Genomic DNA, 23,545 nt, shown 5'->3' with positions numbered 1-23,545 from the left:
TGTTATGGGGCGGGGGAAGAGGTACCGGTATCCTGTGTCGGGGCCGTGATCAGATGATTGAGGAAGTAACCAAACAGCTCCCCCTGTGAGCCGATACGCAGCTTGCCGTAGAGGTGCTTGCGGTGGTTCTTCACCGTGCCGCTGCCTATCCCCAGGGTGGCGGCTATGGTCTCGGCGTCCTGCCCCAGCAGCAGCAGGGTGGCCACCTGCCGCTCCCGCCGGGTCAGCAGTTCGGCCCCCAGGCTGTCCATTCCCTCGTCGATGGCCTGCCTGAGGCTGGCGCCGTCCGGCCTGGCGCCATCGCCCTTGGCGGCGCTCTGGGCCAACCAGGGGGCCGCTTGCCGCCAGTGCTGGCGACAGAGGGCGTGCAGAAGGGGGAAGATCTCGTCCAGCCTGGCCCGCTCCCCCTGGCTCAGGGCCCGGCGTTTGGCGAGGCGGCCGAGAAACAGCACCAGGGTGAGGCCGGGGTGGATGGTCAGGACCAGCCCCACCTCCTCCTGCCAGCCGGTGGCCTCATAGAAGCGTCGGCGATAGTCGGGATCCAGCGGGCCACGGGTGACCTCGGCCAAGGTCCAGACCCCGGCACCCAGCCCGTTGCCCAGCGCCTGCATGAAGGGATCCTGGCCGAAGTGACCGGCGAGGTAGCGATCGAACAGCAGATCCCGCTGGTGGCTGAGGTTGTCGTAGAGGTAGACGGGCCGCTTCCCCACCCCGAGCAGCAGGGCGCAGTCGAATGCCACCCGCTGCTGGATGAGGCGCACCATGGCGGCCGGGAAGGCCGGGCCGTGGAGGGCCTCTATGGTGTCGGTCAGGGCGCGGGTATGGGCGGCGCTGGTCATGGCTGGGGATCTCTGCTGGGCTGGGTCCGATAGGCCCCATGCTAGCACGGCAGTGAGAAAACTGTCCCCCAAGGGACATATCCGCAGGGAGGCGCCGGAGGGAGGATAAGGGCTTTTCCTCTGCCGCTGGAGCGCCCATGACTGACTCTCACCTGCTCGATGACTTGATGGCCCGCGGGCTCGTTGCCCAGAACTCCGACCCCGAGGCCCTGGCTACCCACCTGACTGAGCCGCGCACCCTCTATTGCGGCTTCGATCCCACCGCTGGCAGCCTGCACATCGGCCATCTGGTGCCGCTCCTGATGCTGCGCCGCTTCCAGCTGGCCGGTCACAGACCGGTGGCCCTGGTGGGGGGCGCCACCGGCCTCATCGGGGATCCCAGCTTCAAGGCGACCGAGCGCACGCTCAACAGCAGCGAAACCGTGCAGGGCTGGGTCGCCAGCCTGTCGGCCCAGATAGCCGCCCTGCTGCCGGCGAGTGACGGCCTGGCGGCGCCGCAGCTGGTGAACAACGCGGACTGGATGGGGCAGATGTCGGCCCTGGATTTTCTGCGGGATGTGGGCAAACACTTCTCCGTCAACGCCATGCTGGCGCGGGAGTCGGTGCGCCAGCGTCTCGCCCGCCCGGATCAGGGTATCTCCTTCACCGAGTTCTCCTACGCCCTGCTGCAATCCCAGGACTTCGCCGTGCTGCACGAGCGGCTCGGCTGCACCCTGCAGATCGGCGGCAACGATCAGTGGGGCAACATCACCGGCGGCATGGATCTCACCCGCCGTCTGCACCGGGCCCAGGTGTTCGGCATGACCCTGCCCCTCATCACCAAGGCGGACGGCACCAAGTTCGGCAAGACGGAGGGGGGCGCCATCTGGCTGGATCCGGCCCTCACCTCGCCCTATGCCTTCTACCAGTTTTGGCTCGGCACCGCGGACGAGGATGTGTATCGCTTCCTGCGCTACTACAGCTTTATGCCGCTGGCCGAGATCGCCGCCCTGGAGGCCGAAGACGCCGGCCGCCAGGGGCGCAAGCGGGCGCCCCAGGTGCTGGCGGACGAGTTGACCGCCCTGGTGCACGGCGAGGCAGCGCTCGCCCAGGCGCGGGCCATCAGCGAACTGCTGTTCAGCGGCCGGGTGGCGGAACTCGACGAGGGGCAGCTCGCGCAGCTGGCCGCTGGCGGCCTGCCGACCACGGCCTGGCAGGTCGACGGGGATCTGGCGGCCCTGCTGGTGGCGACCGGGCTAGCCGGCTCCAGGCGGATTGCCCGCGAGCTGCTGGCCGCCGGTGCCATCAGCCTCAACGGCCGGCTGGCGGAGGGGAGCGAGCCGGTGGAGGGGGACTGGCGCTTTGGCCGCTACCTGCTGCTGCGCCGGGGCAAGAAGCAGTACCATCTGGTGCTGCGCCCCTAGGGCTGGTGGCTCCTGTTCCCTAGCTCGCGGATCGCGTTATCGGGGGTGTGTCTGATCAGGGCCGATGGGGCACTCGCTGCACCCGCTAGGGGTCGATGGCGTTTCCATTGGCTCGGGCCCACCCAGTTCGCGGATCACGTAGTCGAGGAAGTGGGTGATGAGGGCCGAGTCGGCGCGCCTCTGGGTGTAGAGGGCGTAGAAGTGCGCCCCCTTGGGCCGATAGGCGGGCAGCACCTCGCACACCGAACCCGATGCCAGCTCATCGGCCACCAGATAGCGGGGCAGGCGGGCAATGCCGAGCCCCTGAGCCATCGCCATCTGGATCGACTTCTTGTTGCTGAAGGCGAGCTCCCCGGCTACCTCCAGGAGGATCTCCTTGCCCTGGTGGAGCAGGGTCCAGTGCTCGCGGCGACCGTAGTCCTGGCTGCGGGTGATGAGGCTGTGATGTTGCAGATCCTGGGGATGCGCCAGGGGCGGATGCGCGGCCAGGTAGGCCTCGCTCGCGCAGAGCACCAGATCGTCCTGGACTATGGAACGCGCCAGATAGGGTTCACTGCGCAGCACTGTGCTGCGAAAGGCGACGTGCAGGTTGTCCCGCACCAGGTCGGCGACGTGGTTGGAGAAGTCGGCGATGATCCGCACCTCGGGGTGGCTGGCGCGAAAGCGCAGCAACACCGGGGTCAGCACCACCTCCCCCCAGAGATCCGGCGCCGTGATCCTGAGCTCGCCGCAGAGGCTATGGCGACGCCGTTGCAGACCGTCGAGCAACTCCTCGTGCAGGGCCACCATCTGATCGGCCTGCTGGCAGGCCAGCTTGCCCGCATCGGTCAGCTGTACCCGGCGGGTGGTGCGGCTGAGCAGCACGGCCCCCAGGCTCTGCTCCAGATGGCGCAGATCCTTGGAGGCCTTGCTCGGGGTGATGCCGAGGTGGCTGGCGGCCGCTGCGAAGGAGCCAAAGCGGGCGATGGCGAGCAGCAGTCGCATCAGATAGAGGGTGTCGAGCTTGTGGTTATCCATGGGATCTCTTATTGAATCCTGTTGGGAATGAGTATCTTTCTTTTCGGCCTGATTATGTCTTTAAGGGCTGGGATTATAGTGGCGTCAACGAGGCACAGATGCCAGGAGAAAGACCATGATCCCGATGTTGAATGACGAATTCCACTTTGTGCGGGCCGGGCTGCGGCTCAAGAATCGGGCCGTGCTGGCCCCGCTGACCCACAACATGAGCGCCGACAATGGGGATCCCAGCCGGGCGGAGCTCGACTGGCTGGCCCGCTGCGCCGAGGGAGGCTTTGGCTTGCTCATCGGTGCCGCGACCCAGGTGCAGACTGGGGGGCGCTGCTGGCCCGGACAACCGGCCCTGATGACGGATGCCCAGCAGTCGGCCTTTGCAAGGCTGGCGCAGAGCGCCGAGGAAAACGGCGCCCTGGCGCTGATCCAGCTTCACCACGGTGGGGTCCGTGCCCAGCCCGAGCTGAACGGCACTGCTCCGGTCGGCCCCAGCGCCATGGCCCCGGGTGGCCGCTATCCGTTCGGGGTCGAGGCACTGACGGAGGCGGATATCCTCCGGCTCATCGATGCCTTCGTGGGGGCCGCCGAGCGTGCCCATGGGGCCGGCCTGCACGGGATCGAGCTCCATGCCGCTCACAACTTCCTGCTCTGCAACTTCCTCAATCCCCTGCTGAACCGACGGGAAGATGGCTGGGGGGGCAACCTGGCCGGGCGGGCAAGGCTCCTGATCGCCATAGTGCGGGGGATCCGGGCCCGGCTGCCGAAGCGCTTCCTCATCGGGGTGCGGCTCTCACCGGAGAGCTATGCCCATATCGAGGGGATCCGGCTCGCCAACCAGCTGGCGCTGGCCGAGTTGCTGGCGGAGGAGGAGATCGACTACCTGCACTTCTCCATGGGGGACAGCTTCAAGGCGGCGAACGAGGATCCCGACGGGGGCTCCCTGCTGGCGGCGGTGCGAGCCGGGGTCGGGGGGCGGGTGCCGCTCATGGTGGCGGGCCGGATCCGGGACGCCGAGTCCGCCCGGCTGGCCCTGGCCGGCGGCGTGGATCTGGTGGCGGTGGGGGCGGCGGCCATCGGCAACCCGGATTGGATGCAGAGGGTGAGCCGGGCCCAGCCGCTGCGCCAGCCTCCCTTTGGGACGGCCCTGCTGACGGAGCTTGGCTTCACCGAACGCGCTCTGGATTACCTTGGCAGCCTGCCAGGCCTGGTGGCTCGGGCCGAGTGTGAGGAGGTGCTATGAGCGACTGGGCCCTGCTCTGGATGTTTGTCCCGACCTTCTTCCTCATCTCCGTCTCCCCCGGTCTGTGCATGATGCTGGCCATGAGTGTCGGCGCCAGTCTGGGGCTGAGGCGAACCCTCTGGGTCATCGCCGGGGAGCTGCTCGGGGTGGGTCTGATCGCGCTGACCGCCTTGCTGGGCTACACCCAGGTACTGGTGGAACACCCGGCCCTGTTGCAGGGCTTCAAGTATGGCGGTGCCCTCTATCTGCTCTGGCTGGGGGTCATGGGTCTGCGCCCTGGCCCTGGCGACGGGCCCGCCCCCGAGGTGGACAGGGGGCGAGCCGGCCTGCTGCTGCGGGGCTTCACCGTGGCCATCTCCAACCCCAAGTCCTGGCTCTTCATGATGACCCTGCTACCCCCCTTTATCAGCCCGGATCTGGATGTCGGCCGTCAGACCCTGGCCTTCGTCGCCGTGATAGTGCTCATCGAGTGTGTCAATCTGCTGCTCTACGCCTACGGCGGACAGAGCGCGCACCGCCTGTTGCAGGGGAGGGGAAGGGGCAATCTGCTCGGGCGCATCTCGGCCCTGCTGATGATGGGTATCGCCCTCTACTGGCTGCTGGGGTGAGCGAAGAGGGGGAAGCGGCCGTGCACGGCCGCTTCCCTTCAGGCCATGAGGGGCAGCAACTCGGCATAGTCCTTGAGAGCCGGGAAGCGCTGGAACTGCAGGGGCGGCATGGCGCTGTCCGGCTGGTAGATGCCGAGCTGGTGGGCTATGCCGTAGTCGGCGGAGGCGACCAGGATCCGCTCGCTGTCGTCGATGAAGAGGGTGCGGGCGGGATCGAAGGGCAGGCGTCCTGCCAGAGCCTGCCAGCAGTGCTGACTCTCCTTCGACCAGCCGAGCTCGTGGGTGCTGACGATCTCGTCTAGATGCTCATCGAGTCCGAGTCGTTCGATCTTGACCGCCAGGCTGGCCGGGTGGGCGTTGGTGAACAGGACACGGCGCTTGCCGGCGGCCTTGAGGGCGGCGAGAAACGCGATGGCGTTGGGGCGCCACTGGATCTTCTCCAGGATCTCCTGTTTCATCCCCCGGATGTCGAGCGCCAGAGTCTGGCTCCAGTAGTCCACGCAGTACCAGTCGAGGGTCCCCGCCACCGCCTCGTAGTGGGCGTCGATGCGGCGCTTCGCCTCGTCCGGTGCCAGGCCGTGGCGCTCGGCATAGCGGGCCGGCACCAGGGTTTGCCACAGATGGCTGTCAAACTGCAGGTCGATCAGGGTGCCATCCATGTCGAGCAGAACCGTGTCTATCTGGTGCCAGGGGAGGGAAGCGGGCATGGATCATCCTTCGTATCGTGTTGAAAGCGGAAAAGGCGGCATTATAACGGATTTTTCAGGCACCTTTAGCGCCCTTGCCCCGTGGTGTTCGTTCGGTGAGTCGTTTACTCTTGAAGCACGATTTTTTAACGAGCAACGCCCCCATGAGTGAGCACCACAAGAGCAAGCCCGAACACATTCGTGTGGAGATGATCGCTCACGACAAGCCCAAGCCGGCGATCCTCAAGGCCGAGATAGTGGCCGAGAGCCGGCTGTTCAAGGTGGAATCCCTGCACCTCCAGTTTTCTAACGGGGAGGAGCGCGTCTACGAGCGGATGCGCGGGGGCAACCGGGGGGCCGTCATGGTGGTGCCCATGCTGGATGCGCACACCTTGCTGCTGGTGCGCGAATACGCGGCGGGCACCCACTCCTACGAACTCGGCTTCCCCAAGGGGCTGATCGATCCGGGGGAGAACGCCCTTGAGGCGGGCAACCGTGAGCTGATGGAGGAGGCGGGCTTCGGCGCCCGCGAGCTGGTGCCCCTCAAGCAGCTCTCCCTCGCCCCCGGTTACTTCTCCAGCCGCATGGACATCTTGCTGGCACGGGATCTCTACCCCGAGCAGCGCATCGGCGACGAGCCCGAGCCCCTGGAGGTGATCCCCTGGCCCCTCGACCGGGTCGATGAATTGTTGGCGCGACCCGACTTTACCGAGTCGCGCAGCATCAGCGCCCTGCTGCTGGCCCAGAAGTGGCTGGCGGAGCAGGGAAATGAGCGCCCCTGAGGCGCAGTGTGTAGAAAACAGAGGTAGCGAGATGCAGGAGCTGTTGGCCTGGGTGCCTGGGGTCAAGGAGATAGCCCGCGAAGCGGGGCGGATCCTTCACGAAATCTATCACGGCGGTCAATTCGAGCGTCAGCTGAAGGAGGATGCGACCCCGGTCACCAGTGCCGATCTTGCTGCCGATGCCTACCTCAAACAGGCGCTGTCGGCGCTCACCCCCCATATCCCCGTGCTGACCGAAGAGGCGGCGGATGTCCCCTTCAGCCAGCGGTCGAACTGGCGCCAGTACTGGCTGGTGGATCCCCTGGACGGCACCGGTGAGTTCATCGCCGGCAGTGGCGACTTCGCCACCCTGATAGCCCTGGTGCAGGACAACGTGCCCGTGCTCGGGGTCATCTATGCGCCGGAGTCCGACGTGCTCTACTGGGCGGTGCGTGGCCACGGCGCCTTCAAGGAGGCGGGGGGGGAGGTCTATCCCATCAGCGCCATGCACCACGAACACGATCAGCCGGACGCCCTGGTGGTGGCCATCAGCCGTCGCCAGAAGCTGGAGCGACTGACCCGCCGCCTCAACCCGGCCATCAACTACGAGCTGATCCCGCTCGGTTCCAGCTCCCTCAAGTCCTGCCTGGTGGCGGAGGGGGCCGCCGACTGCTACGTGCGCCTCGGCCCCACCGGCGAGTGGGACACGGCCGCCGCCCAGTGCATCGTCGAGGCGGCCGGGGGGCGCATCCTCAGCCTGGCGCTGCAACCCCTCAGCTACAACGAAACGGAGTCGCTGGAGAACCCTGACTTCATCGTGATGGGGGATCCGGATCTCGCCTGGGGCAAGATCCTGGTCAGCTAACGGGGCCGGGATCCCGGCCCCGACATCGCAAAGGGCGACCTCGGGGTCGCCCTTTGCATTAGCGCGATCCTCTGCCGTTATCGGACTTTTACAGGGATATTCGCTGGCAAATGTGAGTCGTGGCAGTGGATCATCACACTTATCCAGGATGGAATGGTGAGTGCTTTCATGTAATTCTGTAAATGCTCATTGTGTCAAAATAAAAAATCATCCTGATCGTGAATTTTGGTTTTATGTATCGTAAAAATCCTGATATCAGGATATATGGAATTATATACTCCGATTATCCAGCCCAATCTCACTGGCTTGTCCGCGCTTTGGCAGTGAGATCTGCCAGTTCCGATTTTTGAGAATTAAATTCTGAAAGAGCACAATTATTTCAGTTTTAAATACTGACAATAAGTGAATTAACGATGAGTTTATCTGCAGAGGTCACAACGGAGCTATCCGGTTCCCGATCCGTCGTCGCCCACACCGGCTGGCGTCGTCACGACACCCACTGGGTCATCAGCCTGTTCGGCACCGCAGTCGGCGCCGGCATCCTGTTCCTGCCCATCAACCTGGGGCTCGGCGGGATCTGGCCCCTGGTCATCGTCGCCGTGCTGGCGGGTCCCATGACCTTCCTGGCCCACCGCGGTCTGGCGCGCTTCGTGCTCTCCTCCTCCCGCCCTCAGGCAGACTTCACCGAGGTGGCGGAGGAGCATTTCGGCAAGATGGCCGGCCGCCTCATCTCGGCGCTCTATTTTCTCTCCATCTTCCCCATCCTGCTCATCTACGGCGTCGGCCTGACCAACACGGTGGAGAGCTTCATGGTCAACCAGCTCGGCATGGCCACCCCGAACCGGGTCATGCTCTCCGGCGTGCTGGTGTTCGCCATGATCGCCGTGATGCTGGCCGGTGAGAAGGCCATGCTGCGCGCCTTCGCCTTCATGGTCTACCCGCTGGCGGCCATACTGGCGGCCCTCTCTGTCTACCTCATCCCCCAGTGGCACTGGCCGGAAATGGTGGCCTTCGAGGGGGGCAGCTTCCTCAACACCGTCTGGCTGGCGCTGCCGGTGACGGTATTCGCATTCAGCCACGCCGCCGCCATTTCGGGCTTTGCCAACGTGCAGCGCCGGGAGTATGGTGAGCAGGCGGAGGCCAAGAGCGGCCTGATACTACGCAACACCACAATCATGCTGGTGGGCTTCGTGTTGTTCTTCGTCTTCTCCTGCGTGCTGAGCCTCTCCCCGGCCCAGCTGGCGGAGGCCAAGGCGCAAAACGTCTCCGTGCTCTCCTATCTCGCAAATATCACAGACAACCCTGTGATAGTGACCCTGGGGCCGCTCATCGCCTTTATCGCCATCAGCTCCTCCTTCCTCGGCCACTTCCTGGGGGCCCGCGAGAGCCTCAAGACCCTGATCGCCAAGCCCACCGGCCTGTCGCTCGGGAAGGCGGACAGGATCGGCATCGCCCTGATGTTCTTCGCCATCTGGGGGGCGGCCGTCATCAACCCCGGCATCCTCGGCCTGATGGAGACCCTCTCCGGCCCCGTCATCGCCATGATCCTCTTCATCATGCCTGTGGTGGCCATCTACAAGGTGGAGGCGCTGGCTCGCTTCCGTCAGGGCTGGGCCAACGGCTTCATCCTGCTGACCGGGTCGCTGGCGGTGTCGGCGCTGCTGTTCAGCCTGCTGAAGTAACGGGCGGCCTCAGGCGGGAGGCAAACACACAAAAAGAGGCGACCCTGGGTCGCCTCTTTTTTTATATCCGGTTTGATGGTTTTGCCTGTCTCAATACCATTTCACTCAGCCCAGCTTGGCGCCGTTCTCCACCGCCCGCTCCGGGATGGCCATCACCACGGCGCCGTCCGGCCGGTAGAAGCCGGTGAGCAGAAACTCCGACTGGAAGGGGCCTATCTGCTTGGTGGGGAAGTTCACCACGGCCACTATCTGGCGGCCCACCAGATCGCCCGGTTGATAGAGGTCGGTTATCTGGGCGCTGCTCTTGCGTACCCCGATCTCGGGGCCGAAGTCCGCCCACACCTTGTAGGCGGGCTTGCGCGCCTCGGGGAAGGGTTCGACCCGCACCAGGGTGCCGACTCTCAGCTCCACCATCTCGAAATCCTGCCAGCTTATGGTCTGCATCTTGGCTCCTTATCTCGCCTGTTTAGCGCGATGCTCAGCATGCCCGATCCGCCGTCGTCTTGTCTTCGGCGCGGAGCCGATCCGTTATGGCAACTGGCCGTTTTGTTGGCGCCAGCGGGACGGGGTCAGGCCGGTCTCGGTGAGGAAGCGTTCGGCGAAGGCCCCCTGATCCTGGTAGCCGCAGCGGCAGGCTATCTCGCCGATGGGTAGGGCTGTCCGGGCCAGCAGGGTGCGGGCCAGCGTCATGCGCCGCCCCCGTATGTAGTGGGAGACGCTCATGCCCAGCTGCTGGCGAAAAGCGTGCTTGAACTGGCTCTGGCCGAGGCAGGCGAGGGCGGCGAGGCGCTCGTTGCCGAGGGGCTCGGCGAGGTGGGCCTCTATATGGCGCTGCACCCTGAGGATGCGGGGGGAGACAGGGGCGGCGGCGTTCTGGCCCTCGGCCAGCAGGTTCAGCCAGATCTGCTCCATCCCCGCCACGTGGCGACCCTGTGCCACCATCTGGCGCAGGAAGGCGAGGTAGTGGCGCTGGGGCTCGTCCAGCTCGATAAAGGGGCGCTCGGTGAGGGTGGCTGGCAGCCATTGGCTCTCCTGCACCAGGAAGGAGAGGGTCGGATCGGCGGCGTAATCGTGGCGCTCCCCAGGCGCTATGACGCAGGCAAACCCGGGGGCGAGGCGCCGACCCCTGCCCTGCACCTCTATCTCGATGGGACCGTCCAGGGGGATCACCAGCTGGGCGAAGTCGTGGCTGTGACTGCTCACATCGCGCTGATAACGGCGCAGGCTGAAGGGAAGGGGAGTGGATGACAATGACGCGGCCAGGGGCCGCGTCATTGAGGGGGGAGGACTCTTCGCCATCTGCTCGGCAGATTATTCGGCGTCGTAGTCTTCGATTTCCTTGCCGAGCGCTTCCATGATGGCGCGCGCCTCGGCAGGGACGCTGTCCGGGTGATCCTTGCGCAGATCCTCGTCACCGGGCAGCGGCTGGCCGGTAAAGGCGTGCAGGAAGGCTTCACAGAGCAGCTCGCTGTTGGTCGCATGACGCAGGTTGTTCACCTGGCGACGGGTGCGCTCATCGGTCAGCACCTTCAGCACCTTGAGCGGGATCGAGACCGTAATCTTCTTGACCTGTTCGCTCTTCTTGCCGTGTTCCGCATAGGGGCTGACGTAGTCGCCGTTCCACTCTGTTCCCATGATCCACCTGTTCTCATTTGGCCGTGAGCGCGGATTTTAACCCTTAAGGAATTCAATGGCAATCCAACAGCAAAGCCATTTAGACGTCCAGAAGTGTTGACGGCTTTTTTGTGCTGACGTAAGGTGGTTCACCATAGGCCAGCAATGGCAGGCTGGTCGTGGCAGAGGTGCGGCGGCCATCCCCCAGCGACAGTTCAAGGAGAGAGTGAGATGACCCACAAGGCCACCCTGGCGGTACGTACCGGCATTGAGACAGACACCCAGCACGGCGCCGTGGTGCCGCCCATCTACCTTTCCAGCAACTACACCTTCGCCGATTTCGGCGAGCCGCGCACCTACGATTATGCCCGCTCCGGCAACCCGACCCGCACCAACCTGGCGGACGCCCTGGCGGCCCTGGAAGGGGGCGCTGGCGCCGTGGTGACCGGCACCGGCATGGGGGCCGTGCACCTGGTGACGACCGCCCTGCTCAAGGCCGGCGATCTGCTGATCGCCCCCCACGACTGCTACGGCGGCACCTGGCGCCTGTTCGAATACCTGGCGGCCAAGGGTCACTATCGGGTGCAGTTCGTGGATCAGGGGGACGAGGTGGCGTTGGCCGAGGCGCTGACTCAGAAGCCCGCTCTTGTGTGGGTGGAGACCCCCTCCAACCCCCTGCTGCGGGTGGTGGACGTGGCCGCCATCGCCGCCGCCTCCCACGAGGTGGGCGCTCAGGTGGTGGTGGACAACACCTTCCTCTCACCCTTGTTGCAGCAGCCCCTGGCCCTGGGCGCCGATGTGGTGGTGCATTCCACCACCAAGTACATCAACGGCCACTCAGACGTGGTGGGTGGGGTCGCCATCGCCAAGGAGGCCGCCCTGGCCGAATCCCTGGTGTGGTGGGCCAACTGCCTGGGACTGACCTCGGGGGCGTTTGATTCCTACCTCACCCTGCGGGGCCTGCGCACCCTGGCGCCGCGCCTGCGCACCCATCAGGAGAACACGGACAGGATCCTCGCCTTCCTGCAGCAACAGCCCCTGGTGAAGAAGATTTATCACCCCAGCCTGCCGAGTCATCCGGGCCACGAGATTGCGCGCCGTCAACAGTCCGGCTTCGGCGCCATGCTAAGTTTTGAACTCGATTGCAACGAGGCAGGGCTGCGCGCCTTCCTGGCGGCCCTCGAGCTCTTCTCGGTGGCCGAATCCCTCGGCGGGGTGGAGAGTCTGGTGGCCCATCCCGCCAGCATGACCCACAGGGCCATGAGCCCGGCGGCGCAACAGGCGGCGGGCATCAGCGCCCAGCTGCTGCGCCTCTCGGTCGGCATAGAACACGGTGAAGACCTGGTGGCCGACCTGGCCCGGGCATTTAAACAAGCAGCACTGGCAGAACAGGTGAAGTAAATGGAACAGCAGCAAGGAGAGGTAGCGGTGGCAGCAGAAGCGGCACTGAAGCGGCGCCATGTGCACAAGTTTGGCGGCAGCAGCCTGGCGGATCCCGTCTGTTATCGCCGGGTGGCCAGCATAGTCGAGCAGCAGCCGGGTGGTCATGAGCTGATTGTGGTCTCCGCCGCCGGCAAGACCACCAACCGGCTGATCCAGCTGGTGGAGCTGGCGGAAGCAGGTGACGAGGCCGCCGGTGAAGCCATCACGGCCCTGCACGCCTACCAGCAGAGCCTGATCGATGGCCTACTGGAGGGGGATCTGCAGCTCGACTTGAGCAAGCAGCTCGCCGACGACCTGCAGCTGATCGCCAAGACCCTGGAGGGGCAATTCGATCGCTTCGAGCGCAACGGCCTGCTCGCCTTCGGCGAGGTGTGGTCCGCGCGCCTGTTGGCCGCCCTGCTCAGCAGCCGTGGCGAGCCCGCCATCTGGCTCGATGCCCGCAGCTTCCTGCGCGCGGAAGACGGCGCCCTGGTCAAGGTGGATACCGCCATCTCCAGCGAGCTGCTCAAGGCCCGCCTCGCGGAACATGCCGGCCGCATAGTCGTGACCGGCTTTATCGCTGCGGATCTGGAGGGGCGCTCCTTGCTGCTCGGTCGCAACGGCTCCGACTACAGCGCCAGCCTGTTGGCGGCGCTGGCGGATGGCGAGTCCACCACCATCTGGAGCGATGTGGCCGGGGTCTACAGCGCGGATCCGCGCCGGGTCAAGGAGGCGCGCCTGCTGGAGCGCCTGAGCCTGGCCGAGGCCAACGAGCTGGCCCGTCTCGGCTCCTCCGTGCTGCATTCGCGCACCCTGCAGCCGGTGGCCGACAGCCGCCAGCGCCTTACCCTGCGTTGCAGCTACAACCCGGACGAGGGTTGCACCCACATACTGCGCCGGGCACCGCGTTCCGGCGGGGCCCGCATCGTCTCCTCGGTGGATCAGATAGCGCTCATCGAGCTGAAGGTGTTGCCCCAGACCAGCTACGAGCAGACGGTGGAGGCCATCGAGGCCCACCTCGCCCGCCATCGCCTCAACCCGCTCACCCTGCAGCGCCAGCCGGATCGGCGGGTGCTGCGCCTCGCCTACACCCTGGAAGTGGCACAAGGGGCCTTCGAGGTGCTGCGCGACTTCCAGCTGCAAGGCAACTTCACCGGCCTCATCCAGAAGGAGGGCTTCAGCCTGGTGGCCCTGGTGGGCGCCGGGGTGACCGACAACGCCGAGCAGTGTCACCGCTTCTATCAGCTGTTGGCGGATCAACCCCTGGAGTTCGTGCAGGTGGCCAGAGACGGCCTGAGCCTGGTGGCCGTGCTGCGCCAGGTGGTGCTCGAGCCCCTGCTCATCGCCCTGCACAGCGCCCTGTTCAGCCGCCCGACCCGGGTCGGACTGGTGGTGTTCGGCAAGGGCAACATAGGCGGCCACTGGCTCAGCCTCTACGCCCGCGAGAAGGCGCGGCTCGAACATGATCTCAACCTGGCCCTCACCCTGTACGGGGTGTTCGACTCCAAGGGGGGCCTGCTGGACGAGGAGGGGCTGGATCCCCTCAAGGTGCGGGACAAGTTTGATCCCAAGCCCCTCATCTGGCCCGAGCTGCTGGGTCAGCTGGAGCAGCACGGCTTCGATACCCTGATAGCGCTCGACATGACTGCCAGCGAGACGGTGAGCCGCTACTACCCGGACTTCGCCCAGCTCGGCATCCACATCATCGCCGCCAACAAGTTCGCCGGCGCCGCCGAGAGCGAGTTCTACCAGCGCATCAAGCAGAGCTGCCGGGATCATCAGGTGCAGTGGCGCTACAACGCCACCGTGGGCGCCGGTCTGCCCATCCAGTCCAGTATCCAGATGCTGCGTCAGAGCGGCGATCGGATCCAAAGTGTGTCGGGCATCTTCTCCGGCACCCTCTCCTGGCTGTTCCAGCAGTACGACGGCAGCCGCCCCTTCTCCGAGCTGGTGGATGAGGCCTGGCAGCATGGCTTGACCGAGCCGGATCCCCGGGAAGATCTCTCCGGCCAGGATGTGCGCCGCAAGTTGCTCATCCTGGCGCGAGAGGCGGGCTTCGAGCTGGATTCCGCCGATATCGAGCTGGAGAACCTGGTGCCTGCGCCCCTGCGCAAGGTGACCACGGATCAGTTCATGGACCGCCTCAAGGAGCTGGATGCCCCCATCCAGAGTGCGTTCGAGGGCGCGCAGCGGGTCGGCAAGGTGCTGCGCTACGTGGCCCGCTTCGAGCACGACGGCAAGGCGCGGGTCGGGTTGGAGACGCTGGAGCCCCACCACCCGTTCGCGAACCTGCTGCCCTGTGACAACGTGTTCGCCATCGAGAGCGACAGCTATCGCACCAACCCCCTGGTCATTCAGGGGCCGGGGGCGGGGCGCGAGGTGACGGCGGCCGCCATCCAGTACGATCTCTGGCAGATCTGCGCCAGCCTGTGATGATTGAGAGCAATGAAGAAGAGGCGCCCCTGGGCGCCTCTTCTGTTTGTGTGGCAGATAAAATGGCAGCGGTGCGTTACCAGAGCACGCGGCCCAGCAGGGGGGCGAGCAGCACGGTCGCCATGCCGGCGATCATCATCACCATGCTGGAGACCACCCCCTCCTCGTTGCCCATCTGGTACGCCTTGGCGGTGCCGGCGCCGTGGGCGGAGGCGCCAAAACCCGCCCCCTTGCCGAGGCGGCTGCGAATGGCGAGCACCGCCAGCACGCTCTCGCCGACCGCCATGCCGATCACCCCGGTCAGCACCACGAACAGGGCGGTGAGATCGGCGTTGCCCCCCACGGAGCGGGTCGCCTCCACCGCGAAGGGGGTGGTAATGGATCGCATGGCCATGCTGCGTTGCAGCAGATCCGGCAGCTCCAGCCAGCGGGCCAGCAGCACAGTGCTGCCCACCGCCATGATGACGGAGGCGATGACTCCCACAGAGAGCGACAGCCAGTGGCGGCGCATCAGCCGGCGGTTCTCGTAGACGGGTACCGCGAAGGCGACGGTGGCGGGCCCCAGCAGCCAGAGCAGCCAGCGGGACTCGGCCATGTAGTCCTGATAGGGGATGTGGAACAGCATGACCACGGCCACCAGCAGGGCGGGGGCCAGCAGCAAGGGCATCAGCGGCAGTATGCGCTTGCGGGCATAGAGCCATTTGCTGGCGTAGTAGAACAGCAGGGTGAGGGCGAAGCAGAGCAGGCCGAGCAGGGTATCAGACATGGCGACGACTCCGGCGGGCCAGCATGAGTTCGAAGCGATAGACTCTGTCCACCACCAGGGCTGTGGTGCCAAGCACCAAGATGGTGCTGATCACCAGTACCAGCATGATGCGCCACCCCTCTTCCAGCAGCAGATCCTGATAGTTGACCACGGCCACCACGGCGGGGACGAAGAACAGCAGCATCTCCGCCAGCAGCCAGCGGGCGCCGGCGCTGAACCACTGGGCCTTGACCACCCCGAGCAGGATGCAGGCGAGCAGCAACAACATGCCGGTGAGGTTGGCGGGCAGGGGCAGGTGCAGGGTGCGCACGGCGGTGTCCGCCAGCAGCCAGATGCCGGCCAGCAGGACGATTTGGAAGAAGGTTTGCAGCCAGTTGAGGCAGAAGGTTTTCATGATGGTGGTCTGTCTGTGAATCTGATCACAGTATAAGAGGGTGGTAAACCTGCAAAAAATGAATTTAAATTATGAAAAACATGCCGATTTGGCATTAATTTAGATTCCACCACCACGAGTCCCGCCATGGATATCCGAGCCCTGCGTTACTTCGTCGAACTGGTGCGGGAGCAGAGCTTCACCCGCGCCTCCGAGAAGCTGTTCGTCACCCAGCCCACCATCAGCAAGATGATCCGCAGCATGGAGGAGGAGCTGGGGCAGCCCTTGCTCAACCGGGAGGGGCACAGCTTCACCCTGACCGACAGCGGCCAGGTGCTGTTCACCCACGGCCAGCTGGTGCTGGCCCAGATGCAGCAGCTGGAGGCGGAGCTCGCCGACTTGCAGAGCCTGCAACACGGTCGCCTCGCCCTCGGCATACCACCCATGGTGGGGCACGTCTACGCGGATCTCATCCGCGCCTATCGCAGCCGCTACCCCAGAGTCGAGCTCTCCATCGTCGAGTACGGTGGGCGGCGCATCGAGCAGGCGGTGCTGGAGGGGGAGCTGGATCTCGCCATCACCATGCTGCCGACCAAGGAGGAGGGTGCCCTGAGCGCCCTGGAGCTGGATTGCTATCCCGTCCAGGTGGTGCTGCCCGATCTGCCCCGCTGGCGAGATAGAGCCGAGATCCGGCTGGGGGATCTGAGAGAAGAGCCGTTTTTGCTCTACACCCAGGCCTTCACCCTGAGCGAGCGGCTGGAGCAGGCGTGCCAGCAGGCGGGCTTCACCCCCCAGGTGGCGGCGCGCAGCAGCCAGTGGGACTTTCTCACCGCCATGGTGCGAAGCGGCATGGGGGTCGCCTTCCTGCCCGAGCCCATCTGCCGGCGGCTGACCCCGGACGGCCTGGTGCTGAGGCCGCTGAAGCCCGAGCTCAGCTGGCGGCTCGGGGTGATCTGGCCCGCCAAACGCTACCTCTCCCGCACCGCAGAGGCCTGGCTCGCGCTGTGCCGGGAGAGTCAGGGCTAGTCTATGGTTGCATCCTGAGTCGCAAACGCGAGCATGAGGCCGCATTCTGCCTCATTGTGAGGCTGGCGGGCCGCGTCTCGCCAAGCCGCGAGACAGAGGCGCGGGGTTAGCCCCTCATCAGCTCACCCAGCCGGCGGCAGAGCCGGCGCAGGGTCTGGTTGTCGAGACAACCGAAGCCGAGCAACCAACCCTCCCGTGTCCGCTCCCCCAGGTGAAACTGACCAAGCGGGCGTAGCCCCAGCCCGAGGGCGTTGGCAGCCGCCGTCCAGCGCACCTCGCCGCCTGGGGGCAGCAGCACGGCGCACTGCAGGCCGGCGCCGCTGTGGATGGGAGTGAGCGCCGGGCAATGCTCGGCGAGTTCCCGCAGCAGCAGATCCCGCCGGCTCTGGTAGACGAGACGGCTCTGGCGCAGGTGGGCGGCGAAGTGGCCGGCGCGGATAAAGTCCGCAGTGACCGCCTGCTGCAGCTGGTTGCTGTGGCCGTCGATGGCGGCGCGGGCCCGGCCGAAGGCCTCCATCAAGGGGCGCGGCAGCACCAGATAGGCGAGGCGCAAGGAACCGAACAGCACCTTGCTGAAGGTGCCCACATAGATGACCCGCCCCTGCCCATCCAGCCCCTGCAGGGCGGGCAGTGGGCGTTGATCGTATTGATACTCCCCGTCGTAATCGTCCTCCAGCACCCAGGCCCCCTGGCGCTCGGCCTCGGCCAGCAAGGCCATGCGCCGCGGCAGGCTCATGGGCACCCCCAGAGGATACTGGTGGGCCGGGGTACAGTAGATGAGCCTGGGCTGCGGGTGCTCTCCCGCCGGGTTGAGCCCCTCCTCATCCACGGGCACGGGGTGGATGCGGGCGCCGGCGCTCTCCATGGCGGTGCGCGCCCCCGGATAGCCGGGATCCTCCACCCAGACGCAGTCCCCTGCATCGATCAGCAGCTGGGTCGCCAGCATGATGCCCTGCTGGGAGCTGGTGAGGATCAGGATCTGATCCGATTCGCACACCACGCCCCTGGACTGCACCAGGTAGCTGCTGATGGCCTGGCGCAGCTCAGGCAACCCTTGCGGATCCCCGTAGTTCATCCAGTCGCCGGCGCGCTGGCGCCACTGCTGCTGCATCAAGCGGCCCCAGAGCTGTTGGGGGAAGAGGCGGGGATCCGGCTGGCTGGAGGCAAAGGAGCTGCCCACTTCTGGCACTTCCTCGCAGGCGCCTCCCGCCGCCATCTCCTGACCACGGCGAGAGAGCCCCGCCGCCGATTGGGGTGGGCGCGGCACTGGCCGCACCGCCGCCAGCGCTACGAAGCTGCCGGCTCCCACCCTGCGCACCAGATAGCCTTCCGATTCCAGCCGACCGTAGGCGAGCTCCACCGTGCTGCGGGAGATGCCGAGATCGCTCGCCAGCAGGCGGCTTGCGGGCAAGCGGCTGTGCTGGGGCAGGTGGCCCGCGAGTATGGCTTCCCGCAGGGTGCGCACCAGCTGTTCATGGAGAGGAAGGTCACTGTGCTGCTGGTGGGCGAATAATGTCGGCAGGACCGTCATGGTTGGCTCCCATCGGCTTCCCGTCGGGTGCGTGCCGAGTGCTCATGGAGGGGCAGATCGGTTTGCTGCTGATGGGCGAACAGGGTTGGAAGGACTGTCATGGCGCTCTCCCAATGGAGGGGAAGGATCGTAATTGGTCTGCTTATATTGGCAAAATTGGTCGGGGTGGCAAGGCCATTCTCTCGCTACAGTGAAGTCAGCGTTCAGGCCTTAAGCATCACAAGGAGTCGGTATGTCGGAGTTTGGCGCCATCATCAGCTGGCAGCGGGGGGAGGATGAGCCCTTCGTGGATCAGCGTTACAGTCGGGCCCACAGCTGGGCGTTTGACGGCGGCGTGCGGGTGCCCGCCTCCTCTTCCCCCCATGTGGTGCCCTTGCCCTATTCGGTGGCCGAGAATGTCGACCCCGAGGAGGCCTTCGTCGCGGCGCTCTCCAGCTGCCATATGCTCACCTTCCTCTGGCTGGCGGCCAAGGCGCGCTATCGGGTGGAGAGCTATCAGGACGAGGCGCTCGGCATCATGGAGGCGGACGAGCGCGGTCGCCAGTCCATCACCCGGGTCAGGCTGCGCCCCCGCATCGTCTTCGGTGGCGAGCGGCAGCCGACGTTGCCTGAGCTGGAGCAGCTGCATCATCAGGCCCACGAGGAGTGCTTTATCGCGAACTCGGTGCGAACCGTCGTCACCACTGAGATCAGAACCTAATCGGGGCGGACGGTTGTCACTACCGAGATCAGGCCCTAATCAGGGTGGACGGTTATCACCATAGAAATGAGGCATTAATCGGTGGTGTGAACCCTAGTCACCACCGAAATTAGAAACGAGTCGCAAGGAGCATCAGGATGAGTCAGGTATTGAGTACAGGGGTGGCGAGCCCGGTGGAGGCCAGCGCGTTTTTCGAGGCCCAGCTGAAATATCGCACCGATCCGGCGGATCTGGCCGCGGATCTGCTGAGCGGAGAGGCGGGTGAGGGCGGGAAGATAGTGGTCATCGACACCCGCTCCCCCGCCCACTACGCCGAGGGCCATATTCCGGGGGCGGTTTCTTTCCCCCATCGCACCATGAATGCTGCCAGCACGGCGGCCCTGCCGCGAGACAAGGTCTATGTCTGTTACTGCGATGGCATCGGCTGCAACGGTTCGACCCAGGGGGCCTACAAGCTGGCGACTCTGGGCTTTCAGGTAAAAGAGTTGATCGGTGGCCTGCACTGGTGGCGTCAGGACGGCTTCGCCGTCGCCACTGGCAGCGAGGCCGGGGTTTTGCAAAAAGAGATGTTGGAAGGAGGGATCGCCTGTGCCTGCTAAGCCGCTTGTTACCCATATTACGAACGAGTTCGATCAGCCCGTTGGCGCCGAGGTGCCGGGTTGGGCGGGGGCCGAGTTCCCTCCCAAGGCGGTCATGAGCGGTTGGGGCTGCCGGCTGGAGCCGCTGGATCCCGCGCGTCACTGCGGCTCGCTCTGGCAGGCATTTGGTGCCGACAGCGGGGCCATGTGGACTTATCTCACCAGCGGTCCCTTCGAGGATGAGGCGGCCATGCTGGCCTGGCTGCAACAGAGCGCCGCCAAGGCGGATCCCCAGTTCTATGCGATCGTGGACGAGGCGAGCGGCCAGGCACTGGGGCTCGCCAGCTATCTGCGTATCGACCCCGCCGCCGGCAGCATAGAGGTGGGTTGGCTGCACTTCTCCCCCACCATGCAGCGCACCCGCCTCTCGACTGCGGCCATGGCGCTGATGATGGGCAACGCCTTCGCGCTCGGCTACCGGCGCTACGAGTGGAAGTGCAACGATCTCAACTGGCCCTCCCGCCAGGCGGCGCTGCGCCTCGGCTTCAGCTATGAGGGCACCTTCCGCCAGGCGCGGGTGGACAAGGGGCGCTCCCGAGATACGGCCTGGTTCTCGGTGATCGACGGCGAATGGCCGGCCCTGAAAACGGCCTTCGAGTGCTGGCTGGCGGATGAGAACTTCGATGGGCAGGGGCGCCAGATATTGCGGCTCTCCGATCTCCGCCTGCCGCGCCAAGACTGACCAGGCTAGGCCCATAAGACTAAGCCCATAAAACGAGAGAGGCCCCGAGTTGCGGGGCCTCTCTCATTCAATCTGCGGCTTAGTCGTGATGATCGCCAATGGGGGCGGCGATCCACTTCATCAGGGTCAGCATATCCTGGGGCGCCACGCCCACCGAGAGGCCGCGCTTGCCGCCGCTCACCAGGATCTCGTCATACTGCATGGCGGAGTCGTCCAGCACGGTGGGCAGCAGCTTCTTCTGGGCCAGCGGGCTTATCCCCCCCACCTTGTAACCGGTCAGCTTCTCGGCCTCTGCCGGCTTCATCATCTCCACCTTCTTGAGTCCTGCTGCCTTGGCGAGCTGCTTCAGGCTGCACAGGCCGGAGGAGGGCACTATGGCCACCACAGCCTGCTTGTCGTGATGGGCGATCAGAGTCTTGAACACCTGCGCCTCCGGCAGGCCGAGCTGGGTTGCGGCATGCTTGCCGAAATCGTCGTGGGCCTCGCACTCGTAGGGGTAGAGCTTATGGGGGATCTTCAGCTTTTTCAGCAGGTTGATAGCGGGGGTCATCAGATTTCCTCGAGCCGGGACAAGGCCAGACAGTCTGCGCCCGAGACGCTGGCATGGCAAGGGGCGCGGTCAATTCGCCCCATGGCGCAGAGCGCTTGCGAGGACGCGGCCCCCGGATCCCGCCTATGCTCTGAGGGCTAAACCCTGCATGCCTATACTGGATGCGTCGCAATGTTGGCAAGGGAGAGGGATCCTAACCCGTGAGTAGCTCAGTGATGAACCTGCCGAGTACCGAGCCTTTCGGCCGCCATGACGCCTTGGCGCGGTTGACCGCCCTCGACCGTGCCTACGGCATCGTCGAGTTCGATCTCGCCGGTCGCATGGTCGCGGCCAACCCCTTGTTCTGCTCCATCCTGGGGTACAGCCTGCAGGATCTGCTCGGCCAGTCTCACCGTCTGCTGGTGCCACCGGAGCTGCAGGAGGGGCACGCCGCCTTCTGGCAGGGGGTGCTCAGCGGCGAGATCCACGGTGGGGCCTTTCGCCGTGTCCTGCGGGACGGCAGCAACCTCTGGATCCACGCCACCTATACCCCGATCACCGACGAGACGGGTACTCCCCTAGGGGTGATCAAGCTCATCCACGACATCACCCAGGAGGTGCTGGCGGAGCAGCGCGTCGAGCTGCAGAGCCAGATGTTCGACATCATAGTGGCCGCCCACCAGAGTTTTCTGCTGGATCGCAACCTGGGATCGGCCTGCGACACCATCTTCGAGCGCTTGCTGAGCGTGAGCCAGAGTGCCTACGGTTTCATCGGCATAGTCCAGCATGAAGAGGGCCAGCCCAGCCTCTATGTGCCCTCCATCTCCAATCTCTCCTGGGACGAGGCCACCCACGCCTGGTACGAACAGCAGCGCCAGAGTCGGGGAGGCCTCATCTTCAGCAAGCTCGACAACCTGTTCGGCCATGTGGTGACCCACAACGAGCTGGTGTGCAGCAACGATCTGCCGAGCCATCCGGCGAGTCGCGGCTCATCCCCCCGCGGCCATCCCCGGCTGTACAGCTTCCTCGGTATCCCCATTCGCCACAAGGGGGAGGCCATCGGCATGATAGCCCTGGCCAACCGTCCCGGTGGTTTTGACGAGAGTCTGGTGAGCCTGCTCGAGCCCCTCACCACGGCCCTCGGCACCTTGATCCATGCTCGCAACCTGGAGGAGGAGCGCAGCCGGATGGAGCAGGTGTTGCGTTTCAACGCCGAGCACGACTTCCTGACCCGCCTGCCCAATCGCAGCCGTTTCTTCAGCCAGGCCAATCTGCTGCTGGCCCATCTGCTGCTGCATCCGGAAGAAAGGAACTGCTGCCTGGCCCTGATCGATATCGATTTCTTCAAACAGATCAACGATGAGTACGGCCATCTCGCCGGCGATGCGGTGTTGCGGGAGCTGGCCCAGTTGCTGATGCAGGGGGTGCAGGGCAGGGATCTGGTGGCTCGTTTCGGCGGGGAGGAGTTCATCCTGCTGCTGCGCGGCGTCGACCCTGAGGAGGCGAGATCTCTCATGGAGCGCATCCGCATGGCGATCGAGCGGCACAGCTTCCGCCATCAGGGGGGGCTCATCCCCGTGACCATCAGCGTCGGTCTGACCCCCTTTCGGCCTGATTACCACTCCATGGATGACTGGATCCAGTGCGTGGATCTGCACCTCTATGAGGCCAAGCGTCTCGGTCGTAACCGTATTGCCTAGGGTTGCCGGATACCGGAAATAGAAAAGGGCGCCACAATGGCGCCCTCTAACTGAGCCTATCAGATGTTCCAACGAGACAAGGTCAAGTACTCAGCCCATCCAAGGGAGTGGATACAGTTGATAATGATGGGTTTATGGATTCTGGAGACGATCGATAATACCGCCTAGTCAGAGTCTATTGGGCTCGAACATCCCATTATATGGCTATTGCTTTTATCAGAGCTGACAGCATCATTCGTTCCATGCAACTTGAATCAATCCGGTTGGGTGGACAGTCAATGGAAGGGAAAATCCTGAAGCGCTATTGGTATAGTCCAAATAACCATGAATACTTCCCATCTTCTGATCGAGATACTTAGTATCTGCTATTACAAGTATTTTATACTTTCCACTTTCGGGGAATTTCCCTGTAATGGTCTGAACAGCGGGTGTACCTTCTTTTTTAATTTCTACGGGAGTACCATCAGGGGAAAATATAAATGAATCGGCTAAAACAGCCCATTTTCTGAAACCAAGACAGTCACAAAGAGAAGCTACCGTGATAGAGAAATTGGAGTTTTCCACTCCATTTAATTCAACAACTTCAAAGTATTCAATTCTGCCCTCTCTTTCTATCTTAGGGGAGGCTTCTGCATCAATATTTATATTTTTAAAATCACCTTTTTTCACATCTAGAACTGAGGATGTATTTTCCACTGCGTCAGAAATATTATGAAAAGTGTCAACGTCTGTTGATTTATTCCTAGTATTACCCATCATGCTAGCACATCCACTCAATAACAGCAGCATTGAGAGCATCACGAGAGACTTATAATTCATTATGATCACCTATTATTATATTGGGACACGCCGGAGACATTCATATGAGAGTTAAGGTTTATACCTGATAAACATTATTAACCCCTAAAACACTATGTTATGTAATTTGTTAGTAACTGGCTTGGTATAAAAATATAGCCAATACACCTGTAGGTTCTCATTGGAAACTATTTTGGTCAAGCAAGTGTTGTCGAGAATGTACCTGATATCACAGTTC

General features: G+C 64.1%; 24 protein-coding genes. 13 read left to right on the top strand and 11 right to left on the bottom strand.

Going from position 1 to position 23,545, the window contains the following annotated elements:
• Positions 1–2: 2 nt before the first annotated feature.
• Positions 3–839: a LuxR C-terminal-related transcriptional regulator gene (locus ACRCYW_RS06305; RefSeq protein ID WP_438549287.1), complete on the bottom strand. Its 837-nt coding sequence runs from the start codon at positions 837–839 to the stop codon at positions 3–5.
• 137 nt (positions 840–976) lie between these two features.
• On the opposite strand from ACRCYW_RS06305, the gene tyrS reads away from it, so the two are divergent.
• Positions 977–2,242 carry a tyrosine--tRNA ligase gene (gene tyrS / locus ACRCYW_RS06300; RefSeq protein WP_438549286.1) on the top strand — a complete coding sequence of 422 codons (1,266 nt, stop codon included), beginning with the start codon at positions 977–979 and terminating at the stop codon, positions 2,240–2,242.
• A gap of 36 nt (positions 2,243–2,278) precedes the next feature.
• Here the strand turns inward: tyrS and ACRCYW_RS06295 are convergent, their stop codons facing one another.
• On the bottom strand, positions 2,279–3,259 hold the full coding sequence (locus ACRCYW_RS06295; RefSeq protein WP_438549285.1) for a LysR family transcriptional regulator: 981 nt from the start codon (positions 3,257–3,259) through the stop codon (positions 2,279–2,281).
• Positions 3,260–3,374: 115 nt separating this feature from the next.
• Here ACRCYW_RS06295 and ACRCYW_RS06290 point away from each other — a divergent pair, with 115 nt between their 5' ends.
• Positions 3,375–4,493: an oxidoreductase gene (locus ACRCYW_RS06290; protein ID WP_438549284.1), complete on the top strand. Its 1,119-nt coding sequence runs from the start codon at positions 3,375–3,377 to the stop codon at positions 4,491–4,493.
• Positions 4,490–5,101 (top strand): LysE family translocator, encoded by a 612-nt coding sequence (locus ACRCYW_RS06285; protein ID WP_438549283.1) that lies wholly within the window; start codon positions 4,490–4,492, stop codon positions 5,099–5,101. Before ACRCYW_RS06290 ends, ACRCYW_RS06285 begins: the two co-directional genes overlap by 4 nt.
• A gap of 38 nt (positions 5,102–5,139) precedes the next feature.
• Here the strand turns inward: ACRCYW_RS06285 and yrfG are convergent, their stop codons facing one another.
• On the bottom strand, positions 5,140–5,808 hold the full coding sequence (gene yrfG, locus ACRCYW_RS06280) for a GMP/IMP nucleotidase (protein ID WP_438549282.1): 669 nt from the start codon (positions 5,806–5,808) through the stop codon (positions 5,140–5,142).
• Between the two features lie 143 nt (positions 5,809–5,951).
• On the opposite strand from yrfG, the gene nudE reads away from it, so the two are divergent.
• The 3 genes from nudE to ACRCYW_RS06265 all read left to right on the top strand — a co-directional run bounded on the left by nudE (position 5,952) and on the right by ACRCYW_RS06265 (position 9,095).
• Positions 5,952–6,569: an ADP compounds hydrolase NudE gene (gene nudE, locus ACRCYW_RS06275; protein WP_438549281.1), complete on the top strand. Its 618-nt coding sequence runs from the start codon at positions 5,952–5,954 to the stop codon at positions 6,567–6,569.
• A 31-nt stretch (positions 6,570–6,600) separates the two neighbouring features.
• Positions 6,601–7,413, top strand: coding sequence for a 3'(2'),5'-bisphosphate nucleotidase CysQ (cysQ, locus tag ACRCYW_RS06270; RefSeq protein ID WP_438549450.1), 813 nt, complete (start codon positions 6,601–6,603; stop codon positions 7,411–7,413).
• Between the two features lie 413 nt (positions 7,414–7,826).
• Positions 7,827–9,095 carry an aromatic amino acid transport family protein gene (locus ACRCYW_RS06265; protein ID WP_438549280.1) on the top strand — a complete coding sequence of 423 codons (1,269 nt, stop codon included), beginning with the start codon at positions 7,827–7,829 and terminating at the stop codon, positions 9,093–9,095.
• Positions 9,096–9,200: 105 nt separating this feature from the next.
• On the opposite strand, the gene ACRCYW_RS06260 is transcribed toward ACRCYW_RS06265, so the two are convergent.
• The 3 genes from ACRCYW_RS06260 to metJ all read right to left on the bottom strand — a co-directional run bounded on the left by ACRCYW_RS06260 (position 9,201) and on the right by metJ (position 10,730).
• Positions 9,201–9,539 carry a tRNA-binding protein gene (locus ACRCYW_RS06260; RefSeq protein ID WP_438549279.1) on the bottom strand — a complete coding sequence of 113 codons (339 nt, stop codon included), beginning with the start codon at positions 9,537–9,539 and terminating at the stop codon, positions 9,201–9,203.
• An 84-nt stretch (positions 9,540–9,623) separates the two neighbouring features.
• The gene (locus ACRCYW_RS06255; RefSeq protein WP_438549278.1) at positions 9,624–10,370 is read right to left on the bottom strand and encodes a helix-turn-helix domain-containing protein; all 747 of its coding nucleotides are present in this window, start codon (positions 10,368–10,370) and stop codon (positions 9,624–9,626) included.
• A 36-nt stretch (positions 10,371–10,406) separates the two neighbouring features.
• Positions 10,407–10,730 (bottom strand): met regulon transcriptional regulator MetJ, encoded by a 324-nt coding sequence (metJ, locus tag ACRCYW_RS06250; protein ID WP_438549277.1) that lies wholly within the window; start codon positions 10,728–10,730, stop codon positions 10,407–10,409.
• A 210-nt stretch (positions 10,731–10,940) separates the two neighbouring features.
• Here metJ and metB point away from each other — a divergent pair, with 210 nt between their 5' ends.
• Positions 10,941–12,110, top strand: coding sequence for a cystathionine gamma-synthase (gene metB / locus ACRCYW_RS06245; RefSeq protein WP_438549276.1), 1,170 nt, complete (start codon positions 10,941–10,943; stop codon positions 12,108–12,110).
• A complete protein-coding gene (locus ACRCYW_RS06240) occupies positions 12,111–14,564 on the top strand; it encodes a bifunctional aspartate kinase/homoserine dehydrogenase II (protein ID WP_438549275.1) in 2,454 nt (817 codons plus the stop codon).
• A gap of 76 nt (positions 14,565–14,640) precedes the next feature.
• Here ACRCYW_RS06240 and ACRCYW_RS06235 read toward each other — a convergent pair whose 3' ends face one another.
• On the bottom strand, positions 14,641–15,330 hold the full coding sequence (locus ACRCYW_RS06235; protein ID WP_438549274.1) for an LrgB family protein: 690 nt from the start codon (positions 15,328–15,330) through the stop codon (positions 14,641–14,643).
• Positions 15,323–15,724 carry a CidA/LrgA family protein gene (locus ACRCYW_RS06230; protein WP_438549273.1) on the bottom strand — a complete coding sequence of 134 codons (402 nt, stop codon included), beginning with the start codon at positions 15,722–15,724 and terminating at the stop codon, positions 15,323–15,325. Before ACRCYW_RS06230 ends, ACRCYW_RS06235 begins: the two co-directional genes overlap by 8 nt.
• 126 nt (positions 15,725–15,850) lie before the next feature.
• Here ACRCYW_RS06230 and ACRCYW_RS06225 point away from each other — a divergent pair, with 126 nt between their 5' ends.
• Positions 15,851–16,729 carry a LysR substrate-binding domain-containing protein gene (locus ACRCYW_RS06225; RefSeq protein ID WP_438549272.1) on the top strand — a complete coding sequence of 293 codons (879 nt, stop codon included), beginning with the start codon at positions 15,851–15,853 and terminating at the stop codon, positions 16,727–16,729.
• A gap of 106 nt (positions 16,730–16,835) precedes the next feature.
• Here the strand turns inward: ACRCYW_RS06225 and ACRCYW_RS06220 are convergent, their stop codons facing one another.
• Entirely contained in the window at positions 16,836–18,260 is a 1,425-nt protein-coding gene (locus ACRCYW_RS06220) for a PLP-dependent aminotransferase family protein (protein WP_438549271.1), read from the bottom strand.
• 232 nt (positions 18,261–18,492) lie between these two features.
• Here ACRCYW_RS06220 and ACRCYW_RS06215 point away from each other — a divergent pair, with 232 nt between their 5' ends.
• From ACRCYW_RS06215 to ACRCYW_RS06205, 3 genes are all read left to right on the top strand, one after another.
• A complete protein-coding gene (locus tag ACRCYW_RS06215) occupies positions 18,493–18,960 on the top strand; it encodes an OsmC family protein (protein WP_438549270.1) in 468 nt (155 codons plus the stop codon).
• A 137-nt stretch (positions 18,961–19,097) separates the two neighbouring features.
• Positions 19,098–19,559, top strand: coding sequence for a rhodanese-like domain-containing protein (locus tag ACRCYW_RS06210; RefSeq protein ID WP_438549269.1), 462 nt, complete (start codon positions 19,098–19,100; stop codon positions 19,557–19,559).
• Complete coding sequence (locus ACRCYW_RS06205) at positions 19,549–20,280, top strand: GNAT family N-acetyltransferase (protein ID WP_438549268.1); 732 nt, start codon at positions 19,549–19,551, stop codon at positions 20,278–20,280. The genes ACRCYW_RS06210 and ACRCYW_RS06205 overlap by 11 nt, the downstream gene beginning before the upstream one ends.
• Positions 20,281–20,359: 79 nt before the next feature.
• Here ACRCYW_RS06205 and ybaK read toward each other — a convergent pair whose 3' ends face one another.
• Positions 20,360–20,830: a Cys-tRNA(Pro) deacylase gene (gene ybaK / locus ACRCYW_RS06200; protein ID WP_042643734.1), complete on the bottom strand. Its 471-nt coding sequence runs from the start codon at positions 20,828–20,830 to the stop codon at positions 20,360–20,362.
• Between the two features lie 200 nt (positions 20,831–21,030).
• On the opposite strand from ybaK, the gene ACRCYW_RS06195 reads away from it, so the two are divergent.
• Positions 21,031–22,509 carry a sensor domain-containing diguanylate cyclase gene (locus ACRCYW_RS06195; RefSeq protein ID WP_438549267.1) on the top strand — a complete coding sequence of 493 codons (1,479 nt, stop codon included), beginning with the start codon at positions 21,031–21,033 and terminating at the stop codon, positions 22,507–22,509.
• Between the two features lie 231 nt (positions 22,510–22,740).
• Here ACRCYW_RS06195 and ACRCYW_RS06190 read toward each other — a convergent pair whose 3' ends face one another.
• Entirely contained in the window at positions 22,741–23,268 is a 528-nt protein-coding gene (locus ACRCYW_RS06190; RefSeq protein WP_438549266.1) for a hypothetical protein, read from the bottom strand.
• Between the last annotated feature and the right edge of the window lie 277 nt (positions 23,269–23,545).

Origin of the sequence: Aeromonas sp. (genome assembly GCF_051657805.1) — a bacterium.
GTDB lineage: Bacteria > Pseudomonadota > Gammaproteobacteria > Enterobacterales > Aeromonadaceae > Aeromonas.
This window is presented reverse-complemented; position numbering and strand designations above follow the sequence as displayed.

Coding starts and splice junctions, on each gene's coding strand:
- ACRCYW_RS06210 (WP_438549269.1), top strand. CDS start 19,098: ATGAGTCAGGTATTGAGTACAGGGGTGGCGAGCCCGGTGGAGGCCAGC.
- ACRCYW_RS06230 (WP_438549273.1), bottom strand. CDS start 15,724: ATGAAAACCTTCTGCCTCAACTGGCTGCAAACCTTCTTCCAAATCGTC.
- metJ (WP_438549277.1), bottom strand. CDS start 10,730: ATGGGAACAGAGTGGAACGGCGACTACGTCAGCCCCTATGCGGAACAC.
- ACRCYW_RS06225 (WP_438549272.1), top strand. CDS start 15,851: ATGGATATCCGAGCCCTGCGTTACTTCGTCGAACTGGTGCGGGAGCAG.
- ACRCYW_RS06235 (WP_438549274.1), bottom strand. CDS start 15,330: ATGTCTGATACCCTGCTCGGCCTGCTCTGCTTCGCCCTCACCCTGCTG.
- metB (WP_438549276.1), top strand. CDS start 10,941: ATGACCCACAAGGCCACCCTGGCGGTACGTACCGGCATTGAGACAGAC.
- ACRCYW_RS06215 (WP_438549270.1), top strand. CDS start 18,493: ATGTCGGAGTTTGGCGCCATCATCAGCTGGCAGCGGGGGGAGGATGAG.
- ACRCYW_RS06190 (WP_438549266.1), bottom strand. CDS start 23,268: ATGATGGGTAATACTAGGAATAAATCAACAGACGTTGACACTTTTCAT.
- ACRCYW_RS06240 (WP_438549275.1), top strand. CDS start 12,111: ATGGAACAGCAGCAAGGAGAGGTAGCGGTGGCAGCAGAAGCGGCACTG.
- ACRCYW_RS06255 (WP_438549278.1), bottom strand. CDS start 10,370: ATGACGCGGCCCCTGGCCGCGTCATTGTCATCCACTCCCCTTCCCTTC.
- yrfG (WP_438549282.1), bottom strand. CDS start 5,808: ATGCCCGCTTCCCTCCCCTGGCACCAGATAGACACGGTTCTGCTCGAC.
- tyrS (WP_438549286.1), top strand. CDS start 977: ATGACTGACTCTCACCTGCTCGATGACTTGATGGCCCGCGGGCTCGTT.
- ACRCYW_RS06285 (WP_438549283.1), top strand. CDS start 4,490: ATGAGCGACTGGGCCCTGCTCTGGATGTTTGTCCCGACCTTCTTCCTC.
- ybaK (WP_042643734.1), bottom strand. CDS start 20,830: ATGACCCCCGCTATCAACCTGCTGAAAAAGCTGAAGATCCCCCATAAG.
- ACRCYW_RS06260 (WP_438549279.1), bottom strand. CDS start 9,539: ATGCAGACCATAAGCTGGCAGGATTTCGAGATGGTGGAGCTGAGAGTC.
- nudE (WP_438549281.1), top strand. CDS start 5,952: ATGAGTGAGCACCACAAGAGCAAGCCCGAACACATTCGTGTGGAGATG.
- ACRCYW_RS06290 (WP_438549284.1), top strand. CDS start 3,375: ATGATCCCGATGTTGAATGACGAATTCCACTTTGTGCGGGCCGGGCTG.
- ACRCYW_RS06265 (WP_438549280.1), top strand. CDS start 7,827: ATGAGTTTATCTGCAGAGGTCACAACGGAGCTATCCGGTTCCCGATCC.
- ACRCYW_RS06305 (WP_438549287.1), bottom strand. CDS start 839: ATGACCAGCGCCGCCCATACCCGCGCCCTGACCGACACCATAGAGGCC.
- ACRCYW_RS06220 (WP_438549271.1), bottom strand. CDS start 18,260: ATGACGGTCCTGCCGACATTATTCGCCCACCAGCAGCACAGTGACCTT.
- ACRCYW_RS06295 (WP_438549285.1), bottom strand. CDS start 3,259: ATGGATAACCACAAGCTCGACACCCTCTATCTGATGCGACTGCTGCTC.
- cysQ (WP_438549450.1), top strand. CDS start 6,601: ATGCAGGAGCTGTTGGCCTGGGTGCCTGGGGTCAAGGAGATAGCCCGC.